The following is a 13,114-nucleotide window of genomic DNA, read 5'->3' as shown; positions in this document are numbered from 1 at the left end:
GCCGCCGCAACCGGCCTGCTATGTCTGCTGTCCCTGCTATGCCCTATGCCCGCTACCCCGGATAAACCGGCGCCGTCCCCTTCTCGACCACCGTCTGCCAGGCCGCCCCCGACGGCAGCCGTACGATCCCGTCGTCCGAGTGCGCCACCAACGGCAGCCCGTCGTCCTCGGATGCGGCGATCTCGTTCACGCCGTTGAGGCCGGGGAGCACGCCCCCCGAGGGCGTCAGGCCGTCGCACTTGACGTACCGGATCTGCTGCACACCGCCGGACTCGCGCCCCACCACGACGAGGCGGCTGCCCCCCGCCCACGACATGGCCGTGACCTCCATCTGAGGCGCTGCCAGGCGAAGTCCGACGACCGACACCTCGGGACGCTCTCCGGAGCCGCCCTGGCGCTCGACCCTTCCGATCCGCAGGGACGTCTTGCCGTCCTCCGTCACGAGCAGAGCGACCCGTACGCCGTCGGCGGCCACCCGCACCGCCTCGATGCGCCCGCCGTCGAGCTCCGGTGTCCGTACCTCGATCGGCTCACCTGCGCCCTTCTCCAGCAGAAGCAGTCTCGGGTCCTTCGGGTCGCGGTCGGCGACCCACAGGTCGCCCCGGCCGTCCCAGCTCGGCGTCGTCAGCCGGTCGTTCTCCGACTTGGCGCGGCTGGTCACCACCGGGTCCCCGAGCGAGGCGCCGGAGGCGAGCGATCCGACGAAAAGCGAGCGCCCGTCCAGCGATACACCGGCCGCCCGCTCCTCGTCCCGCGAGACCGCCGCCGACCGCAGCGCCTGATCGCCGTTGCCCAGCGGGCCCGGCACCGGCTCAGGCTCGGATCCCGCTCTCTTGCCGCTGCCGCTGCCGCTGCCACTGCCACCGCGACTGCCGAGCATCCGTACCAGGCGATCCTTCTCATCGAGGAAGTACTGGTAGGGGGAATGCCCGGCCGTGCGGCGCGGCGCGATGCTCCCGGCCTGGCCCTGGCTCAGCACGCACAGTTGCGAGCCGTCGGAGCGCAACAGTTCGACCTCGTCGACGGCCGACGGAGTCAGATCGCCGATGCTGAACAGCAGCTGCGTGGCCATCTCCGTGCACTGCGCCTGCCCGACGCGGTCGGCCTTCCGGTTCAGCGGGACCTTCAGCTTGTTCTGGTCGTCGGGCGACAGCGACTTGGTGCCCTCCTTCAGCTGCGTACCGCTGGGGAAGCGCGACCGCACCGCTGGTTCCAGCCACCGTGTGGGCCCGGCGAGGAGCGACTTCACCGTCTGCGTCAGCGGATCGATCTGCCCACGGACGTAGACCGGATCCGCGACGAGCTCCGGCTGTGCGTCACTGTCGGACGACGAGTCCCGTGCGAAGTAGTACTTGTCGACAGGCTGGTAGATCCGCTGGAAGTCGGAGTCACCGAGGACCACGCCGTCCGGCGGCATGTCGATGCGCCACTGACTGCCCTCGGGACCGTCCACCTTGGTGAGGTGCAGCGTCTGGCGGTACGGGCCGTCATCGGGCCTGTAGGCCTGCTGAGCGTTCACTGTCGCGATCTTCTGGCCGGTCAGTGTGTATGTGCGGCCGCCTTCGGCGTCGTCGCCGCCGTGGTCCGGGACAGTGCTCGGGCCGTCGGCGAGCACCACCGTCGAGCTGTTCGGGCGCCACTTCTTGGACGCGTCTGCCGTCAGATACTTGCGGGCCACGTCGAACTGCGGATCGTCACTGGTCAGCGCCTCCAGGAAGCCCTGAACGATCTCCACGGGCCCGGCGTCGTCCCGCGGTGCCATGGGGAAGACCCGGACCGGCGTGTCCGGTCCCTGCGTGGCCTGGACTCCCCGCACGTCCCCGCTGTCCGGCATGGATGCGCACCCCGCCAGCAGGGCGCCGCTGCAGGCCAGGATCAGTCCTGCACGCAGCGGCCGCCGCCCACGGCCACGCCTGACGCGCTCAGCGCCCACCGGGTGCCTCCCCTTCGCTCACCGGGTCCATCGCATCGCCGACGGGATCGATCCGGCCCTCATGCACCGGGCCCCACTTCCCCGCTCCCGGCTTCTTCGGCCGGTTCCCCCGCTCCGTCCGCGTCCTGACCGGCCGGTCCCCGCCGGGCAGCTGCCGTGCCGCCGACGTCCCCGGACGGGCGCGGCACGACCCGCGCGCCGCTCCCGGGAAGCGCTGTCGGATCCGCGGCCGGAGCGGACGCGAGCCCGCCGGCCACCCGCGGCGCGATCGACGCGCGCGTGGCCGCGTGGGAAGGCGCAGTCCCCCAGCCTTCGGCCCGAGAGCCCTCCAGCGGTGAGTGCTGCGCGGGCACCGTGGCCAGCTTGCTGCTGCTCCCGAGGGGCAGCCCGGCGCCGTTCAGACCGCGGTGGCGCCGCGAGTCGTCGGGCTCCAGCGGAATCGGCGAACCCCGCAACGGCTCGTCCGCGGTACGCGGCAGCGTCAGCCGGAACTGCGAGCCACCGCCCGGCTCCCCCCACGCCTGCAGCCAGCCGCCGTGCAGTCGCGCATCCTCCAGAGCGATGGACAGTCCGAGCCCCGTTCCGCCAGTGGTACGCGCGCGTGCCGGGTCCGCTCGCCAGAAGCGACTGAAGACCCGGGTCGCCTCTCCGGGCTTCAGCCCCACCCCGTAGTCCCGCACGGCGATGGCGACGGCGCCGCCCGCCGAAGCGAGCCGCACCACGACGTCCCTGCCCTCGCCGTGCTCGACGGCGTTGACCACCAGATTGCGCAGCACACGCTCCACGCGGCGCGCGTCGGCCTCCGCCACCACGGGCTGGTCGTCGCCGACGACCCGGATGTGCGTGCCCTTGCGCTCCGCGAGCGGCTCGGCCCCGCCGACCACACGGCGTACGACCTCCCGCAGGTCTATCGGCTCCGCCTCCAGCGCAGCCGCACCCGCGTCGAAGCGGCTGATCTCCAGCAGGTCTGCGAGGAGCGACTCGAAGCGGTCCAGCTGGTCGGCGAGCAGCTCGGCGGAGCGCGCCGTCACCGGATCGAAGTCCTGGCGCGCCTCATGGATGACGTCGGCGGCCATCCGGACGGTCGTCAGCGGCGTGCGCAGTTCGTGCGAGACATCGGAGACGAAGCGCCGCTGCATGCGGGACAAGTCCTCCAGCTGCTGGATCTTGAGCTGGAGGTTCTGCGCCATCTTGTTGAAGGCCTCGCCGAGGCGCGCGATGTCGTCCTCTCCGGTGACCTTCATACGTTCCTGGAGGCGCCCTGCGGACAGCCGCTCGGCGATCCCGGCCGCCATCCGTACGGGCGTGACGACCTGCCGTACGACCAGCCAGGCGATGGCGCCGAGCAGCACCACGACGAACAGCCCGGCGGTCGCCAGCGTCCCCTTGACCAGGCTCAGCGACTTCTCCTCCTGCGCGAGCGGGAAGAGGTAGTAGAGCTGGTACGCCTCGCCGTGCGGGTCGTTGAGCCGCTTGCCGATGACCAGGCCGGGCTGCGACTCCTGACCGCTCTCGTCGTAGACGATCCGCGTGTAGCTCTGGAACGCGCCGGTGCCCTGTTCCACGCGGTCCTGCAGTTCTTCGGGAATGCTCGCGGCCTCCACGCCGCCCGAGGCCCGGGGAGCCCGCGCGCTGGCGTCACCGGACGCGCCAGGGCTGAGCGTGACCACGTCGAAGGCACTCTGGCCGCCGCTGGACAGCTGCTCCACGAGGTCGGTCATCCAGGCCGCGGTGTTCTGCTCGGCACGGCCGTTCGCGGTGCCTGCGTCCTGGTCGCCGCCCGTCGGCGAGGCAGCGATCTCCGCGGCCTTGAAACCACCCGTGGCCTGGCTCTGCGACGCCTTCACCTTGGCGTCCAGCAGACCGTTGCGCACCTGCCCGATCACGACGAAGCCGAGCAGCAGGACCACGCCCATAGACATCAGCAGGGTGGTGACGACCACCCTGAGCTGGATGTTGCGCCGCCACAGCCGCAACGCGGGCAGCAGCGGACGCCGCACCCAACGCGCGAAGAGGCGCAGCACGGGGCTGCCCTGCATCCCGCCCTGCAGCAGCAGTCCGCCTTCGAGCAGCCGCGCGAGGCGTGAGGCGGGTGTCGTCCGGTCGACAGGCCGCCCCGAGCGGGCTCCCGGCATCCCGGTCGCCGGAGCGGCACTGTCCCGGGACATATCAGCTGGGTCCGGCCTTGTAACCGACGCCACGTACGGTCACCACGATCTCCGGCTTCTCGGGGTCCTTCTCGACCTTCGAGCGCAGCCGCTGCACATGCACGTTGACGAGGCGGGTGTCCGCCGCGTGCCGGTAGCCCCACACCTGCTCGAGCAGTACCTCACGGGTGAACACCTGCCACGGCTTGCGGGCCAGCGCCACCAGCAGATCGAACTCAAGCGGGGTGAGCGCGATCGACTGACCGTCCCGCTTCACGGAGTGACCGGCCACGTCGATGACCAGGTCGCCTATGGCGAGCTGCTCGGGCGCCGGCTCCTCGGACCTGCGCAGCCGCGCCCGGATACGGGCCACGAGCTCCTTCGGCTTGAACGGCTTCACGATGTAGTCGTCGGCACCGGACTCCAGTCCGACCACCACGTCGACGGTGTCGCTCTTGGCGGTGAGCATCACGATCGGCACGCCCGACTCGGCCCTGATCAGGCGGCACACCTCGATGCCGTCCCGGCCGGGCAGCATCAGGTCGAGGAGCACCAGATCGGGCTTGGTCTCACGGAAGGCGGCCAGCGCCTTGTCGCCGTCCGCGACGAACGACGGCTCGAAACCTTCACCACGCAACACGATGCCGAGCATCTCGGCCAGTGCGGTGTCGTCGTCGACGACAAGGACTCGTCCCTTCATAAACGACATCATCCCATTCTCATAACGGTGTCAGGGGCGCTGGTGGGAAAGGTCACTGACCAGTGACGATAGTCGTACGGGGCCGTTACTGTCTGCCTTCGTCCGTGGGCGTTGACGTCAGTAACCACCGTGCCCGCGTCCCTTGCCGGATCCCTGGCCGGCGTGGTTGCCCTGGACGGCAACCACCTCGTTGGCATGGGCCGCCTCGTCGGGGACGGCGTCAAGTATTTCTACGTCCAGGATCTCGCCGTGCTGCCCGCCTACCAGGGAGCCGGAATCGGGACGGCACTCGTGCGGCGACTGTTGGATCATGTGGCGCGCACTGCACCGTCCACGGCGTTCGTCGGACTGTTCGCGACAGATGGCGCAGTCCCGCTCTACCAGCGGAATGGCTTCACCCATGGCGACATGACCGGCATGTTCCGCCTGGTCAAGCCAGCCGAGCACTGACCGCCGTCACGTTCGAACCGGCGCCCCGTGCGGTCACGGGCCCACGCGAGGTGACTCAGCGTGGGATGTCCTCTAGATCGGAGAAGCCCTCCGCCTGGCTCCATCGAAGCAGCGTCACGCCGGCGCTGGAGGTGAGGCCCTGGGAGTAGGGAAAGGTGAAGGTGAGCTTCTTCGCGTCGCTGGAGGCCTTGACGCTGCGCCAGCCGTCGAAGCCCTTGATCAGGTGGGTGTACCACTTCTCCAGGTTGTCGACGCCCACCGCTGCGATGGACTCCGACGGAGGTTCGCCGTCCGTGCAGTACCGGGCGAAGTTCGCGATGACCGCGACGGTGCCGCCGAAGTTCTTGAGTGTGATGGATGCGCAGGGGTCGGTCCGGGTCATGTAGAGCAGTTGCGGCTTGCTCCATGCCCGGGCCTGAGCGCTGTAGTGCTGCTCGACGAGCCCACGACCCTGCTCGTAGTACATCGCCACACGGCCGCCGTCGTCCAGCTCGACCACCTCGGCGTCGGCGGGCGGATAGTGGGAGCCATAGGAGGACTTGTTCTCGACCACCTCGACGCGAGTGTGGAGGTGGGAGAAGCGGGAGGGCGAGGAGGGCTTGTTCTCACCCACCTGGGTCTGGGTGGTTGAGGGGGAATGACGGGAGGCGTGAGGGGGCTCGCTCTGATTGCAAGCCGTCACCGTCACCAGCACTGCCACCCAGCCCAGAGCCAGCGCGCCGCTTCTCCGCATGTTCGCTTCTCCTGCCGTCTCTGCGTCGCACCATGATGACGACTTCGCAGCTGGAAGCGGTGGTTGGTCCACAGTTGGTGCGTATCCGTGACCGAGACGACCACCCGACACGGCCCCTCCCCTGCGCATCACCGCAGGTGGAGGGGCCGTTCGTCGATCAAGGCGACATCATCCCATTAGCTGATGGTTACCTGGCGTGACCTGGCACACAGATCGGCCAGACCCTCGGCTGTCACGGGCGACACGGCGCCCTGTTCGGTGACGATCGCTGTCACCAATCCGGGCGGCGTCACGTCGAACGCCGGGTTGTACGCCTGGGTTCCCAGGGGTGCCACCGCAATACCGCCTCCTGCTTCCGCCCCGGCCATCGGCGCCTGCGGCGCCATGATCTCCGTCACTTCATGACCGGCCCGCTGCTCCACCTCGATGGAGGCGCCGTCCGGGGTGTCCAGGTCCACGGTCGTCACGGGGGCGACCACAATGAACGGCACATGGTGATAGCGGGCCAGCACCGCGAGCGGATAGCTCCCCACCTTGTTCGCCACCGAACCGTCGGCCGCGATGCGGTCGGCGCCGATGAGCACCGCGTCCACCTCGCCCGCCGCGAACAGCGACCCCGCCGCGTTGTCCGTGAGCAGCGTGTACGGCATGCCGCTGCGCGCCGCCTCATACGCGGTGAGCCGCGCGCCCTGCAGCAGCGGCCGCGTCTCGTCGACCCACAGCCGGCGCAGCCGCCCGACCCTGTGCGCCGCCAGCGCCACCGCGAAGGCCGTGCCCTCACCGCCCGACACCAGCGCACCCGTGTTGCAGTGGGTCAGGATCCGGTGATTGCCGCCCGGCAGCAGCTCGTCGAGCAGCGCCAGCCCCTGCCGGGCCATCCGCGCGCTCGCCTCCGCGTCGTCCTTGTGCAGCGCCCGCGCAGCGGCGAGCGCCGCCGCGGCGGCCTCTTCGGGACTTCCGCCGCCCGCGAGCACAGCCTGGTAAGCCGAGTGGGCCCGGCCCACTCCGTACGCGAGGTTCACCGCGGTGGGCCGGGCACTCGCCAGAGCATCGGCGGCCTCTTCCACATCGAACCCGCGCACGGCGGCGAGCGCGACACCGTACGCCCCCGCGATGCCGAGCAGCGGTGCGCCGCGCACGGCGAGCGTCCGTATCGCCTGCACCAGCGCCGGGGCATCGGTGCACACCAGCTCGACTTCCTCAGCCGGCAGCCTGGTCTGATCGAGAAGGACCAGCACGGGACCCTCTGGTGGTTCTTCCCAGCGGATCGCCGGCGTCTGAGGGGGCCCTGATTCCTCATGGGATTGCGCGTACTGATCAGCCATTCGACCAGTCTGCCCCTTAACCGACGGACAATTGAAGGTGCGCAGCCGAGAAGGTCCCTGGTCCGCCCGGTCCACCGCCGGACGCACCGTGGCACGATGGCCCCCAACCTGCCGCCGCAGCCGCGGACGGGCACCGTGAAGGAGCGACGATGAACGACACTCCGGGCTGGGCCTCGCCCGGATCTGCCCCCTCCGACGGACAGGAACCGGACGCCTCCCGTCCCACCGACGCCGCCGGACAGAACGGCCCGGCCGAACCGGCGGACGACAAGCGCCCCTCCTCGAAGTGGTCCAAGGAGCAGCCCCCGCCCGGCCAGTGGTCGGCGCCCAGTCCTCAGCCACCCGGCCGGACACCGCCAGGCGCAGCCTCCGGCTGGGGCGGCCAGCAGCCTCCTCGCGGCCCAGGCGGTTACGGCGGCGGCCCAGCGGGCAGCGGCTGGGGCGGCCCTCCGCCCGCGGCCAAGCCCGGCGTCATCCCGCTGCGCCCCCTCGGCGTCGGCGAGATCCTCGACGGCGCCGTGTCGACCATGCGCACGCACTGGCGCACGGTGCTCGGCATCTCCCTGGCCGTCGCCGTCGTCACCGAGATCCTGGTCGTACTGCTGCAGGGTCTGGTCCTCGACGACAGCAGCACCGCCGCCCTGGACGACCCGAACGCCACCCTGGACGAAATCGGGCGGGCCATGAGCGACGCCCTGCTGAACACCGGCGTCATCCTGCTGATCAGCATGCTCGGCACGATCGTCGCCACCGCCCTGCTCACGACCGTGACCAGCCGCGCCGTGCTCGGCAAGTCCGTCACCACCCCGGAAGCCTGGAGGGACGCCCGGCCACAGCTGCTGAAACTGTTCGGCCTGACCTTCCTGCTGCCCCTCATCGCCCTCGCGATCGTGGGTGTCGGTGTGCTGCCCGGACTCCTCGTCGCCGTCGCGGGAGGCGCCGAAGCCGGTTCCGCGCTGGTCGTGCTGGGCGCACTCGCTGCCGGGGTGGTCGCCCTCTGGCTGATGATCCGCTTCTCGCTCGCCTCGCCCGCCCTGATGCTGGAGAAGCAGGGCATCGTGAAGTCGATGAGCCGCTCTGCCAAGCTGGTGCGCGGCGCCTGGTGGCGGGTCTTCGGCATCCAGCTGCTCGCGACGATCATCGCCAACATCGTGGCGTCGATCATCGTGATCCCGTTCACCTTCCTCGCCGGGGCGCTGAGCGGCAACGGCATCACCGGCTTCCTCGACAGCACGGGCGATGTCGGCTGGACGTTCCTCATCATCAGCGGCATCGGATCCGTGATCGGATCCACGCTCACGCTCCCGATCACCGCCGGAGTGACCGTGCTGCTCTACATCGACCAGCGCATTCGCCGGGAGGCCCTCGACCTCGAACTCGCCCGCGCCGCAGGCGTCCAGGGGTACGCTCCCGGCGCACCGGGCACACCAGGGAGCTGATGCAGTGAGCGTGACGGGGGGAGTTCTCAGGGCGGCTCTGCTGCTGCCACGCACCGACGACGAACCGCCGGTGACCCTCCCGCGCGACCCCGCGCGGGAGGCAGCGGAGCGTGAGCTGTCCCGGCCGATGTACCACGAGAACGACCCCGGCCTGCTGCAACGGGCCCTGAACGCCTTCTGGGACTGGGTCGACGGCCTCCTCAGTGCCGCCTCCGCCGTGACACCCGGCGGAGGCGTCGGCCTCTTCGTGATCGTGCTGGCCGTCGTCGCGCTCATCGCCGCACTCTGGTGGCGTCTCGGCACGCCCCGCCGCGCGCCCGCTTCCTCCGCGCCCCTCTTCGACGACCGGCCGCGCAGTGCAGCAGACCACCGCGCAGCCGCCGAAGCACATGCGGCCCAGGGCCACTGGAGCCAAGCGGTCCAGGAGCGGATGCGCGCCGTCGTCCGCTCTCTGGAGGAGCGGGCCCTCCTCGACCCCCGCCCCGGCCGCACCGCCGACGAGGCCGCCGCGGAAGCCGGCCGCGTCCTGCCCTCGCACACCGGCCGACTCCGCGCTGCCGCCCGCGATTTCGACGACGTCACGTACGGCGGCCGCACCGCGGACGAACCTGCGTACCGCCGCATCTCCGATCTCGACCGCGACCTGGAGCGCACCAAACCGGTTCTCGCCACCACAGCAGGCAACGCGACACCGGCAGACGGCGCCACCAGCGCGCAGAGCACGCCCCACAGCACCACCCACCACGGGGCCGCCGAATGACCGCGGCCACCCTTCCGACCACGTCGGTCTCGCCCACCGTCCGCCAGCGATGGACCCGCGCCCGAGGCGTCCTGCTCGCGCTCGTGATCCTCCTCGCGGCAGCGGTCGCACTCGCCGTACTCCGCTCCGGGGACCGGCACGGCAGCCTCGACCCCCGCTCCGCCGACCCCTACGGCAGCCGGGCCGTCGCCGAACTCCTCGCCGACCGCGGTGTGTCCACCCGCGTCGTGACCACCACCGCCGAGGCCCGGGCCGCCGCGGGCTCCGACACCACCCTCCTCGTCACCGCCCCCGATCTGCTCACCGACCGCCAGCAGCGCGAACTCCGCGCCGCCACCGCCGACTCCGGCGGCCGCACCGTCCTCCTCGCCCCTGGGGATCCGTCGCTCGCCACGCTCGCCCCGGACGTCACGGCAGACCCCGCCCCCAGCCTCGACTCGACGCTCTCGCCCGGCTGCGAACTGCCCGCAGCCCGCCGCGCAGGCAACGCCGACACCGGCGGCATGCGCTACAAGACGACCGCGCCCGACGCCGACCGCTGCTACCCCGACGACGGCCTCCCCACGCTCCTGCGCATCCCCGCCGCCGACGGCACCGGCGACACCGTCGTGATCGGCGCCCCCGACATCCTCTACAACGACCGCCTCGACGAACACGGCAACGCCTCGCTCGCCCTGCAACTCCTCGGTTCCCGCCCCCACTTGGTCTGGTACCTCCCCTCCCTCGCCGACGACGCCGCCACCGACGCCGGCGACCGCAGCTTCTTCGACCTGATCCCCTCCGGCTGGCTCTGGGGCACCCTGCAGCTCACCCTCGCCGCCGCTGTAGCAGCCCTCTGGCGCGGCCGCCGCCTCGGCCCCCTCGTCCTCGAACGCCTCCCCGTCGCCATCCGCGCCTCAGAAACCGCCGAAGGCCGCGCCCGCCTCTACCGCAAGGCGAACGCCCACGAGCGCGCCGCCACAGCACTACGCGCCGCCACCCGCACTCGCCTTGCACCCCTCCTCGGCGTACCCCCCGCCCAGGCGCACGCGCCCGAGGCACTCCTCCCGGCCCTGTCCGCCCAACTCCACGACAGCGGACGGGACCTGCACACGCTTCTCTTCGGGCCGCCGCCCCGCGACGACGCAGCCCTCATCACCCTCGCCGACCAACTCGACGCCCTCGAAAGAGAGGTACGCACTTCATGATGGACCCGACCACTGACAACGCCGGTCACGCAGGGGATCCGGGCACCGCCCGAGCGTCCCTGGAAGCCCTGCGCACCGAGATCGCCAAGGCCGTGGTCGGCCAGGACCCCGCCGTCACAGGCCTCGTCGTCGCCCTGCTCTGCCGCGGCCACGTCCTCCTCGAAGGCGTCCCCGGCGTCGCCAAGACCCTCCTCGTACGCGCGCTCGCAGCGGCCCTCGACGTCGACACCAAGCGCGTCCAATTCACCCCGGACCTGATGCCCAGCGACGTCACGGGCTCACTGGTCTACGACGCCCGCACCGCCGAGTTCTCCTTCCAGCCGGGCCCGGTCTTCACCAATCTCCTCCTGGCCGACGAGATCAACCGCACCCCGCCCAAGACCCAGTCGTCCCTCCTGGAAGCAATGGAGGAGCGCCAGGTCACGGTCGACGGCATCCCGCGCCCGCTGCCCGAGCCGTTCCTGGTCGCGGCCACCCAGAACCCGATCGAGTACGAGGGCACATACCCGCTCCCCGAGGCCCAGCTGGACCGTTTCCTCCTCAAGCTCAACATGCCCCTCCCGTCCCGCCAGGAGGAGATCGGCGTCCTCACCCGACACGCGGAGGGCTTCAATCCGCGGGACCTGCGCGCCGCCGGCGTACGCCCCGTAGCAGGGCCAGCGGACCTGGAGGCCGCCCGCGCGGCCGTCGCCAAGACGTCCGTATCCCCCGAGATCACGGGCTATGTGGTCGACATCTGCCGCGCCACGCGCGAGTCCCCGTCGCTCACACTCGGCGTCTCCCCACGCGGGGCGACAGCGCTGCTCGCCACCGCCCGCGCCTGGGCGTGGCTGACGGGCCGCGACTACGTCATCCCCGACGACGTGAAGGCCCTGGCGCTCCCCACCCTCCGCCACCGGGTCCAGCTCCGCCCCGAGGCCGAGATGGAGGGCGTCACCGCCGACTCCGTCATCAACGCGATCCTCGCCCACGTCCCCGTACCCCGCTGAGCCGAGGACCCCATGGCATTCACCGGACGTGCCGCCCTTCTGGCGGCCCTGGGCACACTCCCCGTCGGCATCTGGGAACCCAGCTGGACGGGCATCCTGGCCGTCAACGGCTCCCTGGCGCTCGCCTGCGCCTGCGACTTCGCCCTGGCCGCGCCCGTACGACGCCTGGTCCTGACACGATCCGGAGACACCTCGGTACGCCTCGGAGACCCCGCAGACGTCTCGCTCACCGTCACCAACCCGTCCAGGCGACCCCTCCGCGCCCGCATCCGCGACGCCTGGCCCCCCAGCAGCTGGCAGCCCGGGACGGAGGCCCCATCCTCACGCCACGCGCTGACGGTGCCTCCTGGAGAACGCCGCCGCGTCACGACCCGCCTCCACCCCACCCGCCGAGGCGACCGCCACGCCGACCGGGTCACCATCCGCTCCTACGGTCCGCTTGGTCTGTTCACCCGCCAGGGCAGCCACAAGGTGCCGTGGACAGTCCGTGTCCTGCCGCCCTTCACCAGCCGGAAGCACCTCCCCTCCAAACTGGCCCGACTGCGCGAACTCGACGGCCGCACCAGCGTCCTGACCCGCGGAGAGGGCACTGAGTTCGACAGCCTTCGCGAGTACGTCCCCGGAGACGACACCCGTTCCATCGACTGGCGCGCCACGGCCCGCCAGTCGACGGTCGCCGTCCGCACCTGGCGTCCCGAACGTGACCGCCACATCCTCCTCGTCCTGGACACGGGCCGCACCTCAGCGGGACGAGTCGGTGACGCGCCGCGCCTGGACGCCTCCATGGACGCCGCCCTTCTCCTCGCCGCCCTCGCTTCCCGGGCCGGCGATCGCGTGGATCTCCTGGCGTACGACCGCCGTGTACGCGCCCTGGTCCAAGGCCGTGCCGCAGGCGAACTGCTCCCTGCCCTCGTCAATGCCATGGCCCCGCTGGAACCAGAGCTGGTCGAACTGGACGCTCGTGGTCTCACATCGACGGCCCTGCGCACCGCATCGCGCCGATCCCTCATCGTCCTGCTCACCAGCTTGGACGCCGCGCCCATTGAAGAGGGCCTTCTCCCAGTGCTCACGCGCCTCACAAAACGCCACACAGTTCTGGTCGCCTCTGTGGCCGACCCACACATCGCAAAGATGGCAGCCTCGAGAGGAACCGCCGAAGCCGTTTACGAAGCGGCAGCCGCGGCCCAGGCCCAGGCTGAGCGCCGTCTGACCGCCGAACGGCTCATTCGCCACGGGGTCACAGTCGTCGATGCGCCTCCGGAAGAGCTGGCTCCGGCCTTGGCGGACGCGTACCTCGCTCTCAAGACGGCCGGCCGTCTCTGAGAAGCCGTAAGGCGTCCGGAAATGCAGAAAGCCCCTGTGCCGGTTTCCCGGTACAGGGGCTTTCTCAACAATAGTTCGGCGGCGTCCTACTCTCCCACAGGGTCCCCCCTGCAGTACCATCGGCGCTG

At 70.9% G+C, this 13,114-nt stretch carries 11 protein-coding genes; 6 read left to right on the top strand and 5 right to left on the bottom strand.

The features are described from left to right. Window positions 1-52: 52 nt before the first annotated feature. The 3 genes from STSP_RS32195 to mtrA form a co-directional block, all read right to left on the bottom strand. Window positions 53-1,834 carry an LpqB family beta-propeller domain-containing protein gene (locus tag STSP_RS32195; protein ID WP_078067689.1) on the bottom strand — a complete coding sequence of 594 codons (1,782 nt, stop codon included), beginning with the start codon at window positions 1,832-1,834 and terminating at the stop codon, window positions 53-55. 158 nt (window positions 1,835-1,992) lie between these two features. Further along, window positions 1,993-4,101, bottom strand: coding sequence for an MtrAB system histidine kinase MtrB (gene mtrB, locus STSP_RS32190; protein WP_078067678.1), 2,109 nt, complete (start codon window positions 4,099-4,101; stop codon window positions 1,993-1,995). Between the two features lies 1 nt (window position 4,102). Further along, window positions 4,103-4,792 carry a two-component system response regulator MtrA gene (mtrA, locus tag STSP_RS32185; RefSeq protein WP_003975799.1) on the bottom strand — a complete coding sequence of 230 codons (690 nt, stop codon included), beginning with the start codon at window positions 4,790-4,792 and terminating at the stop codon, window positions 4,103-4,105. Between the two features lie 117 nt (window positions 4,793-4,909). Here mtrA and STSP_RS32180 point away from each other — a divergent pair, with 117 nt between their 5' ends. Continuing rightward, a complete protein-coding gene (locus tag STSP_RS32180; protein WP_157902953.1) occupies window positions 4,910-5,230 on the top strand; it encodes a GNAT family N-acetyltransferase in 321 nt (106 codons plus the stop codon). Between the two features lie 55 nt (window positions 5,231-5,285). Here the strand turns inward: STSP_RS32180 and STSP_RS38880 are convergent, their stop codons facing one another. After that, window positions 5,286-5,843, bottom strand: coding sequence for a hypothetical protein (locus STSP_RS38880; RefSeq protein ID WP_067284553.1), 558 nt, complete (start codon window positions 5,841-5,843; stop codon window positions 5,286-5,288). Between the two features lie 296 nt (window positions 5,844-6,139). Then, window positions 6,140-7,288, bottom strand: coding sequence for an S-methyl-5-thioribose-1-phosphate isomerase (mtnA, locus tag STSP_RS32170; protein ID WP_067284552.1), 1,149 nt, complete (start codon window positions 7,286-7,288; stop codon window positions 6,140-6,142). 149 nt (window positions 7,289-7,437) lie between these two features. On the opposite strand from mtnA, the gene STSP_RS32165 reads away from it, so the two are divergent. The 5 genes from STSP_RS32165 to STSP_RS32145 are packed head-to-tail and all read left to right on the top strand — an operon-like array spanning window position 7,438 to window position 12,986. Further along, window positions 7,438-8,727, top strand: coding sequence for a glycerophosphoryl diester phosphodiesterase membrane domain-containing protein (locus tag STSP_RS32165; protein ID WP_067284551.1), 1,290 nt, complete (start codon window positions 7,438-7,440; stop codon window positions 8,725-8,727). A gap of 4 nt (window positions 8,728-8,731) precedes the next feature. After that, window positions 8,732-9,487, top strand: a complete 756-nt coding sequence (locus STSP_RS32160) for a DUF4129 domain-containing protein (protein WP_067284550.1) — start codon at window positions 8,732-8,734, stop codon at window positions 9,485-9,487. Beyond that, window positions 9,484-10,674 (top strand): DUF4350 domain-containing protein, encoded by a 1,191-nt coding sequence (locus STSP_RS32155; RefSeq protein ID WP_067284549.1) that lies wholly within the window; start codon window positions 9,484-9,486, stop codon window positions 10,672-10,674. The genes STSP_RS32160 and STSP_RS32155 overlap by 4 nt, the downstream gene beginning before the upstream one ends. Continuing rightward, the gene (locus STSP_RS32150; protein WP_107441469.1) at window positions 10,674-11,663 is read left to right on the top strand and encodes an AAA family ATPase; all 990 of its coding nucleotides are present in this window, start codon (window positions 10,674-10,676) and stop codon (window positions 11,661-11,663) included. Before STSP_RS32155 ends, STSP_RS32150 begins: the two co-directional genes overlap by 1 nt. A 12-nt stretch (window positions 11,664-11,675) precedes the next feature. Next, the gene (locus STSP_RS32145) at window positions 11,676-12,986 is read left to right on the top strand and encodes a DUF58 domain-containing protein (RefSeq protein WP_067284547.1); all 1,311 of its coding nucleotides are present in this window, start codon (window positions 11,676-11,678) and stop codon (window positions 12,984-12,986) included. Window positions 12,987-13,114 lie beyond the last annotated feature (128 nt).

It is taken from the genome of Streptomyces jeddahensis (assembly GCF_001642995.1).
GTDB classification, from domain to species: Bacteria; Actinomycetota; Actinomycetes; order Streptomycetales; family Streptomycetaceae; genus Streptomyces; species Streptomyces jeddahensis.
Note: the sequence above shows the minus strand (reverse complement) of the source record. Positions and strands in the feature narration are given on the sequence as shown.